Annotated in this window: 24 protein-coding genes; 13 read left to right on the top strand and 11 right to left on the bottom strand. The window is 57.8% G+C overall.

From position 1 onward, the window contains the following. Positions 1-193 precede the first annotated feature (193 nt). From FHT29_RS03470 to FHT29_RS03460, 3 genes are all read right to left on the bottom strand, one after another. The gene (locus FHT29_RS03470) at positions 194-1,126 is read right to left on the bottom strand and encodes an alpha/beta hydrolase (protein ID WP_168599139.1); all 933 of its coding nucleotides are present in this window, start codon (positions 1,124-1,126) and stop codon (positions 194-196) included. Between the two features lie 130 nt (positions 1,127-1,256). Further along, positions 1,257-2,150 (bottom strand): alpha/beta hydrolase, encoded by an 894-nt coding sequence (locus FHT29_RS03465; RefSeq protein ID WP_168599138.1) that lies wholly within the window; start codon positions 2,148-2,150, stop codon positions 1,257-1,259. Positions 2,151-2,282: 132 nt separating this feature from the next. After that, the gene (locus FHT29_RS03460; RefSeq protein WP_168598925.1) at positions 2,283-2,435 is read right to left on the bottom strand and encodes a hypothetical protein; all 153 of its coding nucleotides are present in this window, start codon (positions 2,433-2,435) and stop codon (positions 2,283-2,285) included. 161 nt (positions 2,436-2,596) lie between these two features. On the opposite strand from FHT29_RS03460, the gene FHT29_RS03455 reads away from it, so the two are divergent. After that, positions 2,597-3,202, top strand: coding sequence for a glutathione S-transferase family protein (locus FHT29_RS03455; RefSeq protein WP_168599137.1), 606 nt, complete (start codon positions 2,597-2,599; stop codon positions 3,200-3,202). Between the two features lie 3 nt (positions 3,203-3,205). Here the strand turns inward: FHT29_RS03455 and FHT29_RS03450 are convergent, their stop codons facing one another. Further along, the gene (locus FHT29_RS03450) at positions 3,206-3,598 is read right to left on the bottom strand and encodes a hypothetical protein (RefSeq protein WP_132526951.1); all 393 of its coding nucleotides are present in this window, start codon (positions 3,596-3,598) and stop codon (positions 3,206-3,208) included. Here FHT29_RS03450 and FHT29_RS03445 point away from each other — a divergent pair. Next, positions 3,597-4,013: a hypothetical protein gene (locus FHT29_RS03445; protein ID WP_132526953.1), complete on the top strand. Its 417-nt coding sequence runs from the start codon at positions 3,597-3,599 to the stop codon at positions 4,011-4,013. The genes FHT29_RS03450 and FHT29_RS03445 overlap by 2 nt on opposite strands. A gap of 713 nt (positions 4,014-4,726) precedes the next feature. Continuing rightward, a complete protein-coding gene (locus FHT29_RS03440; protein ID WP_132526955.1) occupies positions 4,727-5,302 on the top strand; it encodes a hypothetical protein in 576 nt (191 codons plus the stop codon). 21 nt (positions 5,303-5,323) lie between these two features. On the opposite strand, the gene FHT29_RS03435 is transcribed toward FHT29_RS03440, so the two are convergent. The 3 genes from FHT29_RS03435 to FHT29_RS03425 are packed head-to-tail and all read right to left on the bottom strand — an operon-like array spanning position 5,324 to position 7,084. After that, positions 5,324-6,109 (bottom strand): ImmA/IrrE family metallo-endopeptidase, encoded by a 786-nt coding sequence (locus tag FHT29_RS03435; RefSeq protein WP_168599136.1) that lies wholly within the window; start codon positions 6,107-6,109, stop codon positions 5,324-5,326. Then, positions 6,096-6,473 carry a hypothetical protein gene (locus FHT29_RS03430; protein WP_132573089.1) on the bottom strand — a complete coding sequence of 126 codons (378 nt, stop codon included), beginning with the start codon at positions 6,471-6,473 and terminating at the stop codon, positions 6,096-6,098. Before FHT29_RS03430 ends, FHT29_RS03435 begins: the two co-directional genes overlap by 14 nt. Next, positions 6,473-7,084 carry a transposase gene (locus FHT29_RS03425; protein WP_210255357.1) on the bottom strand — a complete coding sequence of 204 codons (612 nt, stop codon included), beginning with the start codon at positions 7,082-7,084 and terminating at the stop codon, positions 6,473-6,475. Before FHT29_RS03425 ends, FHT29_RS03430 begins: the two co-directional genes overlap by 1 nt. 104 nt (positions 7,085-7,188) lie before the next feature. Here FHT29_RS03425 and FHT29_RS03420 point away from each other — a divergent pair, with 104 nt between their 5' ends. The 4 genes from FHT29_RS03420 to FHT29_RS03410 all read left to right on the top strand — a co-directional run bounded on the left by FHT29_RS03420 (position 7,189) and on the right by FHT29_RS03410 (position 10,836). Next, positions 7,189-8,340 (top strand): multiubiquitin domain-containing protein, encoded by a 1,152-nt coding sequence (locus FHT29_RS03420; protein WP_348644847.1) that lies wholly within the window; start codon positions 7,189-7,191, stop codon positions 8,338-8,340. Then, the gene (locus tag FHT29_RS03415; protein ID WP_246702976.1) at positions 8,340-9,734 is read left to right on the top strand and encodes a ThiF family adenylyltransferase; all 1,395 of its coding nucleotides are present in this window, start codon (positions 8,340-8,342) and stop codon (positions 9,732-9,734) included. The genes FHT29_RS03420 and FHT29_RS03415 overlap by 1 nt, the downstream gene beginning before the upstream one ends. Beyond that, a complete protein-coding gene (locus FHT29_RS34890) occupies positions 9,731-10,063 on the top strand; it encodes a DUF6527 family protein (protein WP_132573095.1) in 333 nt (110 codons plus the stop codon). Before FHT29_RS03415 ends, FHT29_RS34890 begins: the two co-directional genes overlap by 4 nt. Positions 10,064-10,245: 182 nt before the next feature. Further along, positions 10,246-10,836 (top strand): hypothetical protein, encoded by a 591-nt coding sequence (locus FHT29_RS03410; protein WP_132573097.1) that lies wholly within the window; start codon positions 10,246-10,248, stop codon positions 10,834-10,836. 91 nt (positions 10,837-10,927) lie between these two features. Here FHT29_RS03410 and FHT29_RS03405 read toward each other — a convergent pair whose 3' ends face one another. The 3 genes from FHT29_RS03405 to FHT29_RS03395 form a co-directional block, all read right to left on the bottom strand. Then, positions 10,928-12,826: an AAA family ATPase gene (locus FHT29_RS03405; RefSeq protein ID WP_168599134.1), complete on the bottom strand. Its 1,899-nt coding sequence runs from the start codon at positions 12,824-12,826 to the stop codon at positions 10,928-10,930. A gap of 9 nt (positions 12,827-12,835) precedes the next feature. Then, complete coding sequence (locus FHT29_RS03400; RefSeq protein WP_132573100.1) at positions 12,836-13,456, bottom strand: hypothetical protein; 621 nt, start codon at positions 13,454-13,456, stop codon at positions 12,836-12,838. 358 nt (positions 13,457-13,814) lie between these two features. Then, positions 13,815-14,015, bottom strand: coding sequence for a hypothetical protein (locus FHT29_RS03395; protein ID WP_168599133.1), 201 nt, complete (start codon positions 14,013-14,015; stop codon positions 13,815-13,817). A gap of 104 nt (positions 14,016-14,119) precedes the next feature. On the opposite strand from FHT29_RS03395, the gene FHT29_RS03390 reads away from it, so the two are divergent. Together FHT29_RS03390 and FHT29_RS03385 are read left to right on the top strand one after the other, a co-directional pair. After that, the gene (locus FHT29_RS03390; RefSeq protein WP_348644846.1) at positions 14,120-14,734 is read left to right on the top strand and encodes a type II toxin-antitoxin system VapC family toxin; all 615 of its coding nucleotides are present in this window, start codon (positions 14,120-14,122) and stop codon (positions 14,732-14,734) included. A gap of 134 nt (positions 14,735-14,868) precedes the next feature. Continuing rightward, a complete protein-coding gene (locus FHT29_RS03385) occupies positions 14,869-16,998 on the top strand; it encodes a DNA cytosine methyltransferase (RefSeq protein ID WP_168599132.1) in 2,130 nt (709 codons plus the stop codon). 3 nt (positions 16,999-17,001) lie between these two features. On the opposite strand, the gene FHT29_RS03380 is transcribed toward FHT29_RS03385, so the two are convergent. Then, on the bottom strand, positions 17,002-17,742 hold the full coding sequence (locus FHT29_RS03380) for a hypothetical protein (protein WP_168599131.1): 741 nt from the start codon (positions 17,740-17,742) through the stop codon (positions 17,002-17,004). Between the two features lie 510 nt (positions 17,743-18,252). Between FHT29_RS03380 and FHT29_RS03375 the strand changes: the two genes are divergently transcribed. From FHT29_RS03375 to FHT29_RS03360, 4 genes are all read left to right on the top strand, one after another. Next, a complete protein-coding gene (locus tag FHT29_RS03375) occupies positions 18,253-18,444 on the top strand; it encodes a hypothetical protein (protein WP_132573108.1) in 192 nt (63 codons plus the stop codon). Between the two features lie 80 nt (positions 18,445-18,524). Further along, entirely contained in the window at positions 18,525-18,740 is a 216-nt protein-coding gene (locus FHT29_RS03370) for a hypothetical protein (protein ID WP_168599130.1), read from the top strand. A 25-nt stretch (positions 18,741-18,765) separates the two neighbouring features. After that, positions 18,766-19,140, top strand: a complete 375-nt coding sequence (locus tag FHT29_RS03365; protein WP_168599129.1) for a hypothetical protein — start codon at positions 18,766-18,768, stop codon at positions 19,138-19,140. A 22-nt stretch (positions 19,141-19,162) separates the two neighbouring features. After that, entirely contained in the window at positions 19,163-19,555 is a 393-nt protein-coding gene (locus FHT29_RS03360) for a hypothetical protein (protein ID WP_168599128.1), read from the top strand. The last annotated feature ends 24 nt before the right edge of the window (positions 19,556-19,579 follow it).

The following is a 19,579-nucleotide window of genomic DNA, read 5'->3' as shown; positions in this document are numbered from 1 at the left end:
CCTACGATGGAATCGAACACAAGCCGGATCTGGTCCGCGTACAATGCCCGGTTCTCTCTCCTTGAAAGTTGTGAAAACACGTGAAGATGGCCTTCACGCCTCTTCCCTGGAATAACCACGTGGGCTGCCAGCACACCGCCTACAGCAGCGGAAGCTTACAGCCCACAATCGAACTGATAGCGTGAAAGGCGTCCTAGATGGATGCGCGGATCTCTGCAGCAACGAGTTCCGGTGCCTGAGCGTGCGGGTAGTGCCCAATTCCCGGAAGGACCTTGAGTGGAACGCCGAGCTTCTGGGAAAGCTCCTCGCCCATTCCCTTGTTGATGTAGTGGTCGAGTTCGCCCCAGATCACTTTGACAGGGGTCGTAAGCTTTCCGAGGTTGGCCTCGAAGTAGTCCTCGTCCCGAGTGAAGTGGGAATAGTAGTGATAGAAGGCATCACCTGAGCTGAATTTGCCGTCAGTCCATCCTTCCGTCATGTCCTTCACGACGTCGGGATGAATATTCATCGCCGCTTCCGGTGGCGACCCAATGCGGTGCGCGTTGGCTGGAATTTGCGTCCCGGCATTGTTGAAATATGCTCGGGCTTTGGACGCCGTCGGCTCGCTCTTGAGGTTCTGCAAGTTCTCGCTCATGAACTGAGGCCTGTTGAATGGAGCGAAGTCGCCTACGATGATGTTCTTCGCGATGTCCGGCTCTTCCAGCGCCGCCAGCAGGACTGGGAGTGATCCGATATCTGTCCCGTAAATCGTAAGTCTTGAGCAGTCGATACCCGAGGCCAAGACATAGGCTTTCAAGATCGTACTGAAGTCCGTTGGCGAGTAGGAGAACTCCTCCGGCGCGGGCCTCGATGAGAGACCATATCCCGGCCAATCGAACGAGTGGACGTCGTAGTCACTGACGAGGTCGGCTATTACGTCCTTCCAGACCGCCACGGTTTCGGGGAAGCCTTGCAACAGGAGAATGGTGCCCTTCGGTGCCGCGCTCCTCGCGACAAGGCGGCGCAGGCTTATCCCACAGGTAACCTGAAGGTGGCTTATCTCAGGCGCTACAGCGGCCGCAGCGCTTCCGAGCACCTCCGGCGCGCTACGAGCTACGTAGGAAGAGATCGACTGCAGGGCTTTCATTTGAGTGTTCCTCTAAGGATGGAAGTCGGGAGTGCGCAGCTATGCCGCAGCACTTCCGTTGTGAGAGAGCTTCGTTTTGTTGACTCTGTCTCAGGTGCGGCCCCTTGGATCGCGGCGTGCCGAGACCTGCCTATGACAGCATGATCTCGGCGACCTTCTTCCCTTCGTCGATCTGAACCCAGTGGCCAGCATCGATCAGGTGCAGGGTCGAGTTTTGCAGGTTGCCGTGGAAGTCCTTGGCGGTGGCGGTCGTGAGATATGGATCGCGCTCGCCCCAGATCACCTTCGTCGGAACTTCCAGCTTGTTCAGAAGAGGAAGCCGCTTGGTGTTTTCGGCCAGCACGTCGTTGAAACCTGCGGTCATTTGCACGAATGCCGGACCACTGCTTGGAGGCAGCCCGAAATTGGCATCGATAAGAGGCCCGAGGAAATCGACATACGTCTTCACGTGCCTCTCGGGCAACGCCGCCTGCAAGAGAGACCGCTGGAGGTTGAGTAGCGACCCCATGAACTCGGGGTTCTGGGCGATCATCATCGCCACTTCCCTTAGGTTGACTGTTGCGAATACCTCGATCAGTTCCGGCAGCCTGTCGTCGGGCACCGCGTGGTAAACGCAGTTCAGGATGACCAGTTCGGCAACGTCGTCCGGCTGGTCGATCGCGAAGTTCAAACCGGGGAAACCACCGGAGTCATGGACTACAGGTACGATCTTCCCGAGCTTAAGCGCCTCCACGACGCGCTTGAGATCGCCCTGCTGCTGGGCAAACGAGTACTTGGCGCCTTCCGGCTTGTCAGAAGCGCCAAAGCCGAGGAAATCGAATGTCACCACCCGCCGACCAGCGTCGACGAGGTGCGGCACCAGGAAGTCGTAGATGCCAAGATTATCCGGAAACCCATGCATCATCACGAAAGCAGGTCCGGCACCAGGATAGTCCCGCACGTATAGCTTTCCCTGCCCGTGCTCGATACGGTGCTCCTGAAATGATCTAGCGTTGTCTCCGTAGCTTGGAAATGGTTCGCTCATTTTGGTGTCCTTTCAAGCGAGCCTTCTGCCCGCGTGGATGTCGGATGATGTGTCACGTCGACTAAAGCGCAGAACCGCACCGCTCTCGGGAGCGTTCACGCGCGATGTTGATCCGATTGTGGTTGGAGTAAACTATACGGATGGATGGTGGCGGGCCGCGACACCCACCACCGCGGGGCTGCTGTCAATGCGCTCCCGCTCCGCCTCCGGAGGCGTCAGCAGCAAGGCGACTGCGGCGATGGCCAGCACGACACCGATCACCGCGAATATGTCGCTGAAGCCCATAATCAGAGCCTGGCGCTTGACGAGCCTGCCGGGCGTCCGCCTCACCTGTGTCCACCCATACGGATGTATGGGTTTCGCAACCACTCAGAACCACCGAAACCCGCTGGGCGCCGCCGCGGCCGTTGCTTTCGCCTGCCGCACCGCCATTAATCGAGGGTGAAATGACGATCGATCTCCACGGATACCGGACCGGAAACTGTCTCAGAGTCTCCGTCGCATTGGAGGAAGCAGGCCTTCCCTACACTGTGCGTCAGGTCAACCTGGCCTTAGGCGAGCATCACAGCGCCGCACATCTTGCGCTCAATCCTAGCGGAAAGGTTCCGGTCATCGTTGACCATGCTGACGATCCGCCGTTCGTTCTCTCGCAATCCAATGCAATCATGATGTACATCGATCAGAAGAGGCCCGGTGTCCTCTTCCCCGAGAACACCATGATGCGGGCGATCGCCCTCGAGCGCTTCTTTTACTTCGTCACGGATGTCATAGGACCGGGGATGGCGGCGTTCCGCGTACGCGGCAGTGATGAAGCTCGCAACTCCCTGCTGGAATCGTCCCTCAGTGCATGGGCCGACGCCCATCGGTTTGTCGAGAACTCGAAATATATGGGCGGTGACGAATTCTCCGCCGCAGAAATTGCCGCGGCCGTCTACATCCAGGCTTACCACCGCCACATCGACTGGGCAGCGGCGCCCAGGCTGGAACAGTGGCTGCAGCTCGTGATGTCCAGGCCGTCTTTCGAGCGTGGCATGAAAGCCTTCGGGAAGTGAACGTCAGCGGAGAAGGTTCGATTTCGCGAGATCGATGACTTCGGTTCCGCGCCCGCTGAGCACGACCTTCGCCATCCAGAGACTGAACCCGGTCACCTGCTCGAGATTGATCTTGGGCGGCATCACTAGCTCGTCGTGATTGGTCACGACATCCACCAGCACGGGACCATCGTATGCGAAGGCGGTCGTCAGCACCTCTCGCAGATCGGGGCCCTTCTCGACGCGAATGCCCATGAAATAAGGTACCGCCGCCAAATGAGGCGGCGGGATCGAGATTTCAGCAGCTTGGCTCCGTCGGCCGCCGGGCGCCGCCTCGCCCAGCCATACATTCGTATAGGTATCAAATCGACCTACATCGCAGAAGATTCGCACACGGCAAACAGAGGAGACGGCCATGCAGCGAACCTTCCATCGCAACGGAATTTCAATCCTGGCAGTAACAGCGTTTCTGGCTTCCAGTGTAGCCAACGCGCAGTCGGTACCGGACCCTAAACTGCTCGACGTCCCGACCACCAAGGTGCTGGCCATCGGCTCCTTCACTCCGACTACGTCGCCCAAGGTATGGCTTCCTATGGTGCCCCGCGAGGCAAAGAAAACCGCCGACCTCTATTTCGACGGCAAGATCGACCAATGGTACGTCAAGCAGGACAAGACCGGTGTCGTCTTCGTGATGAACGTGAAGACGGCCGACGAAGCCCACGCATTGCTGGACAAACTCCCTATGGGCGTCGCTGGCGTGATGAAGTTCGAGATGATTCCGCTCGGCCCCATCAGCCCGATCCGGATGATCATGACCAATCCGGAGAATTGACCGATGGCTTTCTACAGCAGAGAAAACCCTCCGCCTGTCGGTGAGTTCAAGAACCTCGAGGAAGTCCCGATCCCAACGACAAAGATGCTCGCTATCGGCACCGTAACGGAAAACGGGACCGCGGCCGACCGTGACGATGGGCCTCGTCCATCACTGACGATATTTCCGGTCTTCCGGCGTTTCAGTATCCGAAGAAGATCAATACGAGAGTCGCCTCACGATAGTTAAACGAACCCCTGGGAGGACGGATCTTTCACCGCTGTCCCAGGGGCCTGAGCGCTCTCACGGCCGTCCGGCGCGTGCCGACCCGGTGATCGTGATTTCATGATGACCCGCATATCGAGCCCGCATCTCGAATTCAAGGCGAAAACCGGAATCCGTGCCATTTCACCGCCGATCACACCCTTGCAGGCTTGGCCATCGTTGTCCTGATCGGCTACGGCATTGGCTTCATCAAGGGAGCGGGCAAGGCCATTGAGAAGTCGACGCCGAGCGCGTTCGGCGGAAAGTGTCATAGGAGTACCGAGATGGGTTGGACTTCTCGTATGATGGAAAATCCCATCATACGGTGGTGGCTATTAACGGCATTCTGGGGGCCGGCCCTTTGGCATGTGGTTCCATGGATCTTTCACGGTTGCTGCGACATTTGCCACGCGATAGTTGGATGAAGGGATAGTTCCTTCCTGGAAACAACCGTCAGAGCGGAGGATGCAGTGAACCGAGGTTTCGAGAGTGAGTTTGCTACGGTTGATCTGCTACTCGGATCCGAGTGCGAAAGCCGGGCTGTCGATGGTTTCTGCCTCGCTTGGATCAAGCTGGAGCGGCAGTTGCGAAAAATCACTGCCAATCTGATCTACCAGGCATCGACTCTTACCGCGCGTGACGCAGGAAAGCTTCGCGAGGCTCTCTACGGACATGGAAGTCTCGACTACAACAGCTTCATGGGGGCGATAAATCACCTCAGCGGGATTCCGGTCAGCGATCTAGTCGGTGAACGCTATCGACCTCTCAAAAAGGAAATTGGTGTCTGCTACCGGAACAGACAGAAGATCCTTCATGGTCAGCAAACGGGTCAAAGCCTGGACCGAGAAGCGTTGCTGGCCCGCATCGCCTCTATTCGCGAATGGTGCCGCCTACTGTCGGTCGGCGCAGCAGATCGATTTGGCTATGACGGCTTCGCCGGGAACACCTCCCTCTTCAAGACCGATCGACCTGCAGTCGTCGAAGCAGTCGACAAGGCTCTCCGACGCCGGGGATGGCTGGCATACGCCCAGACTTTCCAGCGCTGATTCCGAAGGTCAGCCCAAGTCCTACCCGACCATGTTGGGATCAAGGTTCAAGATCGTTACGACGCCCTCCCCAGGAATTCGAAACGACTGCTCGGTGATCTCGTATCTCGCTGCCGAAGCTTTATCGAACCAAGCGCCCGCGCCGATTTTTCGGGGGAAGCGCTGCTCTTCCTGGTTCTGACTGTGGAGTAATTCGAATGCGAAGCTGTCCGCATCCAATTCCTCTCGTGGGAACCATCGGGTGTTCATCTTGGGAGCAGATCTGTGCCATTTCCTCCCGTTGGTGCCGTGGCTGATCATCATCGATGCCGGATAAATGTCGCTGTCGATCATTCTAATCAGAGTGGCCGTGACGCTAGTTTTGAATGCTCCGGCCACCTCTTTCAGCGCATTGAGGTTCAATATCCGATGCTTGCGGCATTCGGACTTAAACATGGGCCATGGCATCAGGAGATCAGCCGCATATTGGTCGGCCGCGCGCTCGACATTATTGGTCTGCGAAAATTTGCCGATGTCCGCGGCGCGGCACGCAACCGTTTCTCCTCGATGACGAGCCCAATGGCCAAGTTCGTGGGCGATCGAGAAGCGTTCGCGTTGAGGCATGCCCCCTGGGTTTACCGAAATGATTCCCTTGTTTCCTAGGCCCGTGATCATCGCCTCGCAGCATTTGAGGCAGCGACGTTTCACGCGAAGTCCGACATAATAAGCAATTGCTTCCACATCAATGTCGCGTGGTTCGGTAATTCCAAGGGAACGAAGTAGTGCATCTGGAGACAAATTAGTTGGAATTGGGTCAATTCTCTTCATTGTCGTTATCTTCGTCTTCCAATTCCGCGAGATCTTCAAGAATTGCTTCGAGATCACCGTCCATAGAACCATCACCAAAACGAGCGGCGAGCGTGAGGCCTGCAGTAGCATCGCCAGCCTTCGCACGATCGTAGCGACGCTTCGCACGTTCCTTATCAATATTGCTCACGTTGCTGGACATGTTGCTCGAAAAGGCTCCAGCTCGAGCACGCTCCAAGCGCGACTTCGCAAGTCTTGCCTCCGCCTGCTGAATCGCGTCTTTGAATATAACCAGATCTTCTTCATCTTCGGGGCTGACGGGGGTGTCATCCGAGAAAATGAAGTCGATAAGGCTATCCAAAGCGTCCTTCTTCTTGTCGCTCATCACGACTGTCCTTCCTTCGCGCCGAACACGGCGGCCTGTTTCTTGAGCTCGCGGTTGAACCGGGTGCGCAGCGCCTCTAGGCGCGTGGCGTCGACCCCGATTGCCTCCTGCAAGTCCTTTCCAATCAAATTATCCCGGATCCCCATCATGAGCAGTTCCATCTGCTCATCTCCTGAGAACCGCGCCTCCAGGGCCGAGAGCACCTGCTCGTTCCTGATCTTCTCGGCCAGTTCGCCATCGTCCTCTTCGATGGTTATCGTGTCGAGTTGCTCGGAGGTGACGATAGCCGAGCCCTTGTTCCGGCGCACGAGCTTTCTCTCTTCGGGAAGAAAGTCTCCGTCGGAGGCAAGGCTTCGGACCACCCCTTTAAGGAACTGAATGAAGGTCTTGCTCGTGCGCCATTTCCGGCGCCCTTCGGCGATCCTGACATAGGCTTCGCTGATGAGCTCATTCGGCGTCGCAAAACCTGAACCCGCCAAGCAAGCGCGAGCCGACGCTACGAGGTTGCGTTGCTCTTCGTTGGAGAGCTGCCGGAACGCTGCGATTGCTTCGTCCGGAGAGTGATATTCGTCGTCAGGCTGATCCACCTGCTCCTCCGCATTTTCTTCCACATGTGTCGATCTCCTCCTTGATCTTCACTCTGCTTGCGCACGGGAACGCAGATTCCGACAAACTTTTTTTCATGTCGGAATCGTCAGTCCCGCGCGCAAACAGAGTGGACGACCTGTCCTCCCACAACTCCATCAATCAGGAATCTTTGACTATGACTATCGAACATCAGGAAACGGACCGCGGCAAGAACACCACTGTCGAAATCGCGGGTCTCGACCTCAACTTCCACGCTTTTCCGCTGAACACCAATACGCCTACCGGTGGCAAGATCGCGAAGGTCGCGGGGTTCGTCGCGGATCAGTATCCGTACGTCCTGCAGTGGCGAGACGACGGGGATCTCGAAGAACTCCGCTCCCAGGAAGAAGCCGACCTCGGCAAGGGCACGAAGTTCATCGTCGCGGCAAGCGACCGCAGCAACCGCATCGCGATCGAAGGCGAAGGCCTCGATTGGCCCTCTGACGAGATCTCTGGCGCCGTCGTCCGCAAGCTCGGCCGTATTCCCGCCGACCGCTCTATCTACCTCGAGCGCACGGACGAGCCGGACCGCCTGGTCGATGATGGCGACATCATCAAGATCAAGAAGGATGGCGTCGAGCAGTTCCGCAGCCGCAAGCCCGAGGTCTGGGAACTGAACGTGCAGGGCAAGAAAATCATCTCTGCCACGCCCGTCATTTCCGTGGTCGACGCGCTCACCCGCGCAGGCTTTGACCCGAACGCTTGGATCATCATCCTGAAGGTCGCAGGGCAGCCCAAGCGCCAGCTCTCTGTTGGCGACGAGATCGACCTCCGCGCTCCGGGGATCGAGAAGATCCGCCTGACGGCAAAGGATGTAAGCAACGGAGAGGCGCGCACTGCGCCTTCCCGTGACTTCGCCCTTCTGGAAGCGGACGAGTCCTATCTGGACGATCTTGGCCTTCGCTGGGAGGCCCGCAACAGTGACGGCCACCGCTGGCTGATCATCCACGACTATCCGGTTCCTGTAGGTTACACGGTCACGACCACGACGCTCGCACTTATGATCCCGCCTACCTACCCACAGGCGCAGATCGACATGTTCTACGCGTATCCGCCTCTGCAGCGGGTCAATGGAGCAGCTATTCCTGCGACCGAGGCGCTGCAGAGTATCGTCGGCCTGTCCTTCCAGCGCTGGTCGCGCCACCGCGGCAATGTCGTCCCGTGGAATCCCCAGCGCGACAACGTCGTCACCCACCTTGCACTGGTCGAATCCTCTCTTCTTCAGGAAGTCGGCGAATGATGCCGGAACGCACTCTGGCTATGACTGGCGTCACCCACGCCATGCTGAAGACGCACCTGTTGTCCGATGGCAATGAAGCCGCTGCGATCCTGATCTGCGCGCCCTCGCCCGGACCCCGCCAGCGTCTTGTTGTCCGTCAGGCCCTGCTTGTGCCGCACGATGCCTGTCCTGTTCGCAAGCCGGATGCCATCGTGTGGCCAGGCGCCTACATCGAAGACGCTATCGATATTGCCGAACCTGAAGGACTCGTCGTCATCCTGCTTCATTCCCATCCGGGTGGCTGGCTGCAGTTCTCGCATATCGACAACGAAAGCGATGCGCGGGTGATCCCCGGCTTGTTCGAAGCCTTCGGAGAATGCCACGGCTCGGCGATCATGACCCCGGAAGGCGCAATTCGTGCTCGCCTGTACGCTCCCGACATGACTTCGCAGCCCGTGGATTTGATGACGATCGCCGGCGACGACATCAGCTACTGGTGGAACGATCGCATCGTCAACGGCGTCCCGGCTGGTCGGCCGCTTGCATTTACGGGTTCAATGACCGAGGAACTCTCTCGCCTGTCCGCGGCCGTGATCGGCGTATCTGGAACGGGGTCGATTTCCGCCGAGCAGGTCGCGCGCCTTGGCTTCGTGTCTGTAACCTTGGTCGACCCCGACAAGATTGAAAAGAGGAACCTCAACCGCATCCTCAATGCGACTTCCGCCGACGCCGAACGGGGTCGTTCGAAGGTCGAGATGTTTTCCGTTGCCATTGCCGAATATCGCGGTAACGGCGTTGCCGCCGACATCTGCGACACCATCGGAACCAGGGAGGCAATCGAGGCTGTTGGCCAATGCGATGTCATCTTCTGCTGCGTGGACAGCAAGGAAGGTCGCCAGTATGCCGACCTGATCGCCTCGGCTTTCCTCATCCCGCTCTTCGATGTTGGTGTCACTATCCCGACGTTCCTCGATGACGGCAAGATTGCCATCGCCGATGTCAGCGGGCGGATCGATTACGTTCAGCCCGGCGGTTCCACGCTTTCCGATCGTGGCGTTTACACGCAGGAGAGCTTGCGCGCCGAATACCTCCAGCGGACGGATCCGGACGCATACCGGGACGAGCTGGCTGCAGGCTACATCAAGGGCATCCTCGAAGAGGCGCCGTCTGTGATCACCCTCAACATGAGGGCCTCAGCTGCAATGGTGAACGAGTTCATCGCTCGCGCCTACCCCTATCGGCAGGAACCGAACCGCAACTACGCCCGGGTCTCGTTCAGCCTCGCGGCCTGCGATGAGGATCATTACGCGGAGGACGACTTCGACCGGAGCGAAAACACGCTGCTTGGTCGTGGGGCCGCCGAGCCGCTGCTTGGCCTGCCGCTGTTTCGCAAACCAAAGAAGGTCGCCGCATGAAGATCACTCGATGGTTCCGGCGAGTATGGGGTAAGTACGGGCCCGCCCGCCGACTGTTGCTGATCGAGGGCGACACACTTCCATCTGATCTGCCCGCTCGCGACCTGGTTCTCACGCGAGACGATGGCGACGATTGGAGCGTCGGCATGCGGTGCCCGTGCGGATGCGGAGACAGGATCGAACTGTTGATCCTGAGGGAGGCTCGGCCACGCTGGGATGTCAGCGTCAACAAGGCCGGAGAGCCATCGCTCCACCCATCAGTCTGGCGAAAGTCAGGATGTAGGTCTCACTTCTGGGTTCGCGAGGGGCGGATATTTTGGTGCGAATAACCACACGACTTCTGGTCCGCAGATTGAAAGACACCACTGCTGGGCATCGGCATCTGGAAGTTACCGATGTCCATGAATTGACATGAGGCCCGCGTCAGACATTTCGAGTGCGAGTGAGGGAACGGATTCGAGATCCGCCTGGAAAGACCCCTCCGTAACAAACTGAGGAAATCTGAGCGTCCATGGCGATTTTACCCGAGAGCTTTAAAGCCTTCCAATATCAGACAGGCATCGACCGCATCTGTGATGCGTACCGGGCTTCGGCCGATACGATTAATAAGGCGGTTAGCGAAGCGACGCTGGCGTGTCTGCAGCACCTGGAAAGCGGTGTCGATGACCGGGAATATGATGAGGATGGCACCCTACTCTTTTCCACCTCCTATTCGCTCGCTCAGGCGGAGATGGACGTCATCCTAGCCGTCGCTGTCGTGCGTGAAGCGTTCATCACGAGCGCCTTTCATTACTGGGAACGATCCGCGAGAGCATGGACGGGTCTACATGAGTTCGAACACAAGTTTCCTGATCTGAGAAGGGAAACTCGGCGGCTGCATCCAGTGAGCCCGCAACTGCCCAATCTAAACCGCCTCAACAATGTCCTGAAGCACAACAGTCGTCGCGTGGATCGAACGCTTCTCAAGAACCGCCCGGATTATTTCGGCACCCTGTTTCCTAAGCGGAACGCGAACAATCCTCCGGAGCCTCGGCTCCGGATCAGCCACGAGCACGTCGAGGAAGCGTTCGACATCGTGAGGGGGTCCGGCCCGACGCGCTAGGTTTCACTTAGCCGGACCGCTACTGTGGCCACTCCTCGCAACCATGTGCGACTATTGGTCGACGAAACGTCGATCTTCTCCTGCGCTGCTCCTAAGTCGGCGAGCCGGTAGCTTTCGGTACCGAGATCGGATTTCCAGCCACGATGGCCTGGACTTCGCTGCCGGAGATTACTTCCCGCTTCTCCAGCGCGGCCACAAGACGATCAATCCCGGCTCGATTTCCATTGACGATCTCGCATGCTCTTGCGAGCTGGTCCGAGAGAACACGCTCGACCTGCTGCCGCACGTCGGTATCGTTCTCCCGAAGTCTCTGAAGAAGTTCCGGTGTCGGTGCATGGGTGTAAGCCATCGTGTCGCCCATTCCGAAGGCAGCGACCATTACTGTCGCAAGATCGGTGGCAAGCTGAAGATCTGATCCTACGAAGCCGCCTGCACCATCGAAATGCCCGCCGAAAAACACCTTCTCCGCAGCGATACCACCCAGCAGCATCGCGAGCTTGTCGAGGTAGGTTTGTCGATTTCGAAACCCGGTCGGAGGGATCTGCCACTGTACGTATCCCTGGGTTGACTGGCCGGACACCGACCGCTTGACGACTACCAGCGCATTGATCTCCGCCACCGATAGTTCCAGACCAACGACTGCATGGCCGGACTCGTGAATACAGGCGATGCGCCGCTCTTCGCCTTCCAGCAACCTGACGGCTGGCACCAGAGCGAGGATATCAGCGGCTTCGACGGGTCTGGTTTGCCGTCGGGCCTTGCGCTTGGCGTCTGCGACATATTGCTTCAGATCGGCGCCTGAACGTCCGACCGTGGCGGTTGCGACCGTCCGTAGGTCCTCAGCTGCGATCTGCTGGGGAGCTAGATGGAGCTTGACGATCTGAGCCCTTGTCTCGAGATCAGGTAGTTCCAGAGCAGAGTGCCGATCCAAACGCCCCGGCCTTCGCAGGGCCGGATCGACCTTATGCGGATAGTTCGTGGCCCCGATCACAACAACGCCACTTCGTGCGGCAGATCCGTCAAGAAGTTCGAGCATCGCGTTGACCACTTCAGTGTTGTACTCAGCGTTGTGACCGGAAAAGGAACCTCGATCGCCGAGCGAGTCGATTTCATCGATCAAAAGGATGGTCGGCCCATCAAGCTCTGCTTCGCGGAACGAACGGCGCATCGCCCGGAGCATGTCGCCGAGGTGTCCCTTGCTCTGCCACTGTGCTGACGATGCTGCAATAAAGTTGGCGCCGCACGACCGAGCCACTGCTGCGGCGAACATAGTCTTCCCCGTGCCGGGAGGACCGCTGAGCAGCAGACCAGACGACACATCATCCCACCGAATCCGGTCCTGGCGCCAGTCGTTCAAGTCAACAATGAGATCAAGCGCCCACTGTTTCGCGTCGCCATAGCCTTCGAGGTCCTCCAGTCGAGGCTCCCACGGCTTGGGCTTTTCGAACTTTACCTCTTTGGTGGCTTCCAGTTTCTCGAGAACGACGCCCAGCGAACGCCCTGGCCGCAGCGCAAGAAACAATGTGCGTGCCGGATGGACCACAAGCTTCCTGGCGACTTCAAGAGGCATGTCCAATGCGACGGAGGACTTGGCGGCGGTGACAAGATGCCTTGGATTGACGGGCGGGACGTCGACGATATCGTCCAGGCCGACCTCCAGTTCCATTGGAACTGTCGCGCCATCCTGAATCAGAACTATGACTGCGGCCCTGTATCTGATGGTGTAAATAGCGTCCGACGCGTCGGCCTCTCCCGGTCTGGGAGCAGCTGCTAGGCTGGTGATAGCGTAGCGGTCCAGGCCGACAGATTTGAGGATCGTTTCGGTGGCGTCTTTATACGCGTCGATCCAAGCTCCAGCGGGCAACCTCAATCCCAGCAGACGATCGGCACCCAGGAAGACCTTGCCGCGCCGAAGCGCGGTTCGGACGGCGCAGGCGTAGGTATGCACTTCGAGCGTCGAGGCGCGCTCGCTCAAGGGAAAGCTTCTCATGGAAAACCTCTAAACGCTGGCGCGACGGACGATGGTGTCAGGCCCGAGCGGGGCATCGTCGAGATCGACTTTGACGATACCTCCAAGGATCATCGCGGCGATCGACTGCATTGGCTTTCCATCACGGATTGCCAAAAGGCATTCGGCGAGCGTTAGGGAGCCGAATTCTTCCAATGCCATTTGTATCCGTATACGATCTCCCAACGCTGCCTCCCACCCGGCGTATCGAAGGAGGTCTCGTGCATTCTGCAATCGGGGGGCCGAAGCGAACTCCGAAATCGCGACGAACTGATATCGGCAGCCGAGCCGCCTGGTGGCATCTTCGATCCATACGGGAGTCGCCGGCTCCGCCGATATATCGATCAGAACACTCGATGTACCCAGGCTGACCTCGAAGTCCACATGATGGTGCCGAGCGTGAGGCGTGTCATTTTCCAGAATTGGTTCCAGGACACATCGCCACGAGACAACGTCCGGTTCAAGGTCAAGCAAGCAAGCGTAGTCGCGGCCTGCACGCGATCGGAATAGCGGTCGGCCCACGCATTTTAACGTACCGGCGGGAAAATAAGGTTTGTAGATGGGGAGATCGCAAGCGTCATCGCTCGCGGAATGAGCACTCAAGGTCGTCATGACCTCAACTCCACAGAAACACGATATTAGCGAGACCGGGATCCGTCCCGGGATCGGTCATCGTATTCGGAAGGTGGAGGTGCCGATTGCGCTCATGAAGGAACAAATAGAGAACGAGCCGAGCGCCGTCAACTGAAAATTTACTGCTCGAACGCGCTTGCACGCCTCCCGGGAAAACAGGGAGCAGCCTAAAGGCGCTTTTCTGTGCTCTGTAACGGTTCAATTCGGTAACGGTTGCTACGAAATACCATCACCGAAACAACGGGCTAGGACGGCTTCGATCGAATCCGTCAGCGGTTATCTTGTTGGAAATGCGATCGCCGGTTACGCTCCGCTACCGGAAATGCAGAGAACGTGATCAGGCGTCGAGGTCGTCGTCGGCAAATGGACCCGATTTTGTAAACAATTCTTCCAGAGTTTGCTTCACGGGTTCGAAGGTAATGAGAAATCTGCCGTCGATATCCGCTACTCTCTGAGCGCCCCGCGCCTTAGCCGCATCCAGAACCTCTCGGATGCGCACTTCGGCATCGTGTCTTTGCCAGTCAGAACTATGCGACATCGGCGGCCTCTTCTTAGTCGACTAGAGCCTGCGTACTGTAACACCGAAATGCAAAGTGCCTATAGTTTTTCAGGAACCTCCGCCTCCCCGCACAAGAATCTAGCGTGAAAGACTGGTCGCTGATGCTTCTGATGGATACGGACATTGTCAGCTTGATGGGCAACCCCAATGCGCCGGCCGGGCTCCGTCCATGGTTATTGGAAGTCGGCGTGCATCGTCTGGCGTTATGCTATCCGGTCGTTGCCGAGCTGATGCGTGGAGCCAACCTCAAGGTCAGGGACAATCCTGACAGAGCACTGGCGATAGCAAACTGGGCGAAGGAGCTGATAGCGACGTCCTTTCACTTTCCGGAAATGACAGCGGAAGTAGCAATGAAGTATGCGGAGATGACGGCCGTCCCCGGTCTCCGGCATATGTGGACAGTCCACAGCAATCAGAAGAGCAACAGACTCGGTCACGACCTGTCTATAGCAGCCGTGGCGATTATCCATCGGCTGCCGATAATGAGTGCCAACATCCACGACTACCTCATGATCCATCAGCTCTTTCCCCTCCCTGGTCTCTATCATCCCTTGGAGGCCCGCTGGTACATCGACCCGCCTTTCGGAGTGTCCCTGCCAGAATTTGATCCAGATGCATCGGAGTCAGATCGTGTCGCGCTGCCAAGACTGCAGCCGAGGCACACGGCAGAGGAGTTTTCCCCGCAGCCAATGCGCTGAGATGCAGGCCCTGGCGCCGAGATCCTAACGCTCGCGACAGAAATTTCCGGGTCGTTTACCGAACCTGTTTCACATCTTTCAACCCAGCCTCGATAGGTCTTGTTCCACGCAGGACATCGAATGGATTGCAGCAGATGGCTCGAAACGATCAGCAAATTACTCTCGCCGCCGCGGAACTCCGAGAGCTCGAGACCGACATCGCCAAACTCTACCTGAAGGCAGCCAACATAATCTCTGGTGTCACCGCGCGAGCATCTTCAATTGCAGTCGAATCCTTGCTCACTTCGAATGCAGGCATTGCTCTCGAAGACATTCGTCTAGTCAAATACCTGAGCTCCCTGCCGGACGATATAAAAGAGTGGCTGCCCAACGCCACCATGTCTATCGAAGCCGCAAAGTTGCTCTCGGCTGCGCACCCCGACGTGCAGAACAACGCAATCCAATATCTCCGGCATAACAAGTGTCTCGACATCGCCGACGCTCAGCAACTGATCGGGCGGCACTGGCAGGATTCGCTTGAGGAAAAGCAACGCGTCGAGAACGACCGATCGAAACTCCTCGAAAGATTGTTCGCGTCCAGATTGGCGGCAATCGAGAACGAGGTGGAAGAACTCCAATCGGCACTGTCCGAGTTCATGGACCTGATGGCAGCGGATCCGGAAGACTGGCCGGAGGGCGAGGTCTTTCAGCACAGCCCCTATTATAATGAGTCCTTCGACTCGATCTCCGCCCTTGCCCGTCGAATCCTTGGCGCGGTCAACGGCATCGTCGACAAAGATGATCTGGATGCTCTTGAGTTCGATGAAGCCACGAAACTGCGGTCGGCCCTGGCGGCGCTGCAGAGGCTGGCCGATGGTGAGTTCGCTCATAACGGCGGCTTCGGCTTCGATGTTTCTCCACCCCAGTATTTATCGAATGTGCTACATGACGCAATTGGCTACCTTGCAACGGCCGATGCGCGACCAATCGCTCGCGCGCCACGCAAACAGCTGAAGGTGTTGGAGCTGCTCGCAGGAGCCGGAGGAAGCGCGATCGGACTGATGAGCGCCGGGTTCGAGCACGTTGCGCTCGTTGAAAAGAGCGGCGACCGCGCGGACACTTTGAAGAAGAACTGGCCATCGTGGCACGTCGTGGAGGCAGACGTCAGTGAAGCTCTGGAGAACAGACTTAGGCGGTATCGAGGTGTCGATCTGCTCGCCGCCGGCCTTCCCTGTGCACCGGGAGATGGAAGCGAAGATAATCCCGACTTGTTTCCGATGATGTTCGAAGCTCTCGACATTATCCGGCCGCGGAGCTTCATGTTCCAGTACGACAAGGGACAAAGGCAGACCGCCGACGAACGAGATCTCGCCGGCACCATCGTGCGTCTTCAGAGAGATGGGGAATATCGCGTTCGCAGCTTCAGTCTCGATCCATTGAATTTTGGCCTGCCCCACTCTCGCGACCACGGGTTTATTGTCGGCATTCGCGATGATGTCCTCGGGGTGTTCCCGGACCCGCGAGCCGTGGAGCCTGTCAACGGCAATATCCTGCAGGCCATCTGGCCATTGGTTTCCCGTGACCGAGTCGCGAAGCTCTCAAACTCGGAGGAACAGAAAAAATTCAACCGCTGGGCCGACGATTGGGAACAGGAACGGGGTAAACCCGGCAACAACCTCTTCCCGACAGTTTTGAAAAAGGTGGCTTCAACGAAGGCGTGGTTGGATGCAGGCTTCAACACAGCCGAAGTCGCAGAATGCCTTCCCACCGTGGGCGATCCTCGGATCGAAGACGGGACCTTCGTGCCATTCATCACCACCGAGGTCCTCGCCGTTGCTCAAGGCTTCCCGTCGGCGTGGAAGTTCCTGGCTGAAACGCATGGCGTCCTCAGCATGATCGCCGACGCGTTGCCGCCTGTCATGGCGAAGGTAGTGGGGCTGGCGATCAGGTCCGTCCTCGAGGGAGAACTTATGGATCTCGGCCAGGCACTGACCGAGCAGGTCATCGATCCTGCTCGCATCGGGTTGGGAAAGAAGGAGATGTTGAACCTAAATGGGGCTGGGCGCCGGTGGCCACTCGAACACACCAAAGGGTCTCTGGATGTTCAAAACCAGGCCTACCGTCTGATGAGCGGAGAACCGATCGCGATCGTCGAACCCAACCACAAGCGAAGACGCAGAGTCCGCGAGGAAAGAGAAAGGATCCACGCGGAGACCGATTATCTCATGGCGTTGGAACGCGAGGCCGAAGAGTACGAGTGGAGTCTCCTTCGTCCCGACGAATAAGCGTCAACTCCGGAGGGCGGTGTCTTCCGGCGTGTAGTATCTGTCGCATAGTCGCCGCAGGGTCACCCCGAACCTGTAATGGTCCATTTCCGAAAATTCTTCGACCAGGGCGCCGTCAATGCGAAGTCTCAGGGTCGCATCCGACAGATATCGCGTGGATACCTCCACGTTGCGTCCCCGCGCGTCAGTAAACCTGAGCACTTCGAGTGGCTCTTTCTGATAGCCGCCATATAGCTGCAGGATCTGGACGTCGCGCGCCCAATGAGTGGCTACTTCGTAAAGATCGCCAAAGTTCTCGTTCACGATGCAGTTCGGTACACCGACATACGGTGGGACGGTTCCATAATATTCCAGTACGAAGCGTAGCCACTGGAACATCGCCTGTTCGTTTTCGCCCCTGATCTCCTGACGCTCCACATGGAAACGCTTCCAGGAAACGAAGCCGGTATCACCGAGCTTGCGGCATCCCCATAGGCCCACCTTCAGATGTGCATCCTGCCAGGAGGGCTCGCACCCAGCAGTAGCCTTGAAGATAATTTCAACAGGGGAGCGCCAGCCATCGTCTTCCAAAGGAAGAAATCGCACGCGGGTCGAGCCCATCGATTCCCGTAGTTCTGCAATCACACCCAACTGGTCCAGCAGCGGTCCGAGATGTTCGTTAATCTCGGCCAGGCGCTGCACCAGATTTGTTTCCGTCGCCGTCTCGTGAATCTCAGATAGGCGCTCCGCGAGCTTGTCGTCCATGAATCCCTCCATTCGCTTAGAAACGAAGGATCGAATGCTGTGTCGCAAGCCGCAAACCAAGGCCGGAGCGCTCGGAGAGCAGAAATAGACAAGATTCAGTATCAATGCTGAAATTGTTGACAATTCCTAATAATGCCCACGTTAAACGTACACATACGCGAGCGCGCGAAAGCTTACATTCAATAATATTTGAATCAATACAAATAGCGCGAAATATTCATATAGACATTTACGGAATAATTATGTAGCTGATTCGCCATTCCATCAACGCACGTATGGAAACACCCAATGTCTAACCTTGAAATACGCGCCATCCGAATACGCTGATCTATTCAGCCTCTGCTGGATCTGAGTTCAGGATCCTCCATTCGTGGTACTCAAGGTGCCGGCCAGCCTACATTAGGCATTTCTAATCTTCTAAAAAGTTCTGCTAGTGAGATTTTCGGCGGGTCTGTTTCTGAGTTTTTCCGTTTCGGTTACACGACAGGAAGAGTTCAGTGGAGGCGACCAATGCCGACGACCAACACGACCATTGCTGAGAACGCACTGCGTGAACAGTCGCTTCTGCATGTCTCCAAGGTAGCCACCTCTGACGTTCTCGACGGGTCGGACCCGTTGGCCGTCGGCTTCGCAGCTCGATCTGTCGTCGTCTGCCGACGCCCCTCGAATAGCGACTTCGCCATCCTGGCGCAGCGCGACTAACCACAGACCACCCCATCAGCCTTCCAGTCGCGTCATTGGCGCGGGCGGCGGAGCTGTGTCCAAACGAAAGAATACTGGAAATGACCCCCACTTCGAAACGGCCCGGCCTCCCCGTCATCGTCCTCGCCCCCACGATCTGGGAACGGATGTCCGTCGCCCAGAGACGTCGCCTGATGCAGCTTACTCCGGTGCTTCTGAAGAAGCCACTTGATGAAGCTCCAACCTCAGACAGCGCCGCTACCAGCGCCGCCGCCGCTCTCGGCTACTGGCTCGTCCCCGCGACCCTCAGCAAGTGACTTCAAGCTACAGAAAGGAATACCAATGTCCCACTCATCCTCCCTCTTCGGCCTGGAAATCCCGAGCACCTTTCACGCCAGCATTCGTGCCTGGGCGTCGTTCGACGTTCCCGGAGACTATTCGGACGACGAGCAGACGCTCTTCCGGTCCGTCGCCTTGGCCTATGCGGATCCGAAGCGACCGACGATGCGCCAGCTCTACAACGAGGTCTGCAACATTCTCGACGAGGACGAGAAGCGCAGCGGCATCACGACGCCGAAGCCCTCCGCGTCGACGTTCCGGCGCCTCATCCTGAGCCTGCCGTCGGACCTCGTCGACTACATGCGCTACGGGCAGCGCCCCGACCGCTTCGCCATCTTCGAAACCGCGCGGCCGTTCGTCGACCGCTCCGGACTCTGAACCTAAAGAAAGGGAAACTATTATGTCCGCAATGAACTTCGGCTCCAAGCGCGCGATCGCCGTACTGGACGAATGCATCGAAGAGACCGCCCCTCGCCTGGCTGAAATTGCCCTTCTGGCAGCAGACTACGCCAAGTCGCGACCGCAGGGTCAGCATCGAGAGGGATATCACGCCTACGAGCGTAGCACTCTCGACGAAGCCTTGGCTGCGGCCAAGGTGCGACCGGATCTCACGCACGAGATCTGGACGGTCATGGCATCAACGGTCAGCGAGCTGAACCGTCAGCTGGAAGCGCTCAAGGCGCCCGCGTTCGAGATCGTCAGCTACGAACTGTTCGGCGCATTGGTCGAATGGCGCGCAAGTGCTGATGGCTTCGTCGCCGGTCCCATCCCGTCGCCTCATCAACTCAACTGATCCATCGCAAAAATACTGAAAGGA

The sequence above is a fragment of the Rhizobium sp. SG741 genome, from assembly GCF_012275435.1.
Classification (GTDB): domain Bacteria; phylum Pseudomonadota; class Alphaproteobacteria; order Rhizobiales; family Rhizobiaceae; genus Rhizobium; species Rhizobium lusitanum.
The sequence above is the reverse complement of the archived record's forward strand: the minus strand, read 5'-3'. Positions and strand labels throughout refer to the sequence as shown.